The following is a 673-nucleotide window of genomic DNA, read 5'->3' as shown; positions in this document are numbered from 1 at the left end:
TACATTATCTTCTAAATACGTAACCAGGATAGGTGTCATCGCTATTCAACAGGAGAAGGTGGTAAAATCTGGGGCATAACGCCCTCGTTGACGGCCATCAGGGCGACCACGATGCGCGGCTCTACCTGCATCCCATACCCCAACACCTGGGCGGTGTGGGTAGGGTCGATGTTCTCGACCCGCTGCCATTCGGCTTCATTAGCTGAGCCTAAAATGAACTCAGGCAGGTCGTGCGGCCCAAAAATGTACACCGATCGCACATTCGTCTGATTGGTTGGCAGCGAGTAATTCGAGCCTAAAACCTCCTGGTTATTGGTCGCGTTGATGATGCGCCGAACGGGACCATCGACGGTGTAGGCTTCCTTCTGGTCTTTGCTCAGCCGCGGCCAGATCGCGCGGAAATCCTCGAAAGTAGTAGGGGTGAACATCGTTAAGCAGTGAGGGATTGAAGGAACGAATTAGAAACCCGGCGCGGGTAGTACTTGACCTGGCGAACCCAGCCATTCATCACGAAACTACCGTTATTCGACCCAACGTCCAGCTTGAGCAAACCCGTGGGTATATTCACGGAAGACACTGGCGGGGATAAACTTGTATTGGAGGCAACCACTAAATCATTGAGCTTATAAGCCCCGGCCAGCTTGTAACCGGTATTGGCCGTCGCCCCCGCAGC

At 53.6% G+C, this 673-nt stretch carries 2 protein-coding genes; both read right to left on the bottom strand.

All coding sequences use genetic code 11. The features are described 5' to 3' along the window. Positions 1 to 41: 41 nt before the first annotated feature. Positions 42 to 428 (bottom strand): hypothetical protein, encoded by a 387-nt coding sequence (locus ACYU8Y_RS16500; protein WP_460939152.1) that lies wholly within the window; start codon positions 426 to 428, stop codon positions 42 to 44. Between the two features lie 2 nt (positions 429 to 430). Continuing rightward, a partial coding sequence (locus ACYU8Y_RS16495; RefSeq protein ID WP_460939151.1) for a hypothetical protein occupies positions 431 to 673 on the bottom strand: 243 nt, incomplete at its 5' end.

It is taken from the genome of Spirosoma humi (genome assembly GCF_054776575.1).
The sequence above is the reverse complement of the archived record's forward strand: the minus strand, read 5'-3'. Positions and strand labels throughout refer to the sequence as shown.

Bases quoted from the DNA above. Each gene is read 5' to 3' on its own strand.
- ACYU8Y_RS16500 (WP_460939152.1), bottom strand. From the start codon at position 428: ATGTTCACCCCTACTACTTTCGAGGATTTCCGCGCGATCTGGCCGCGG.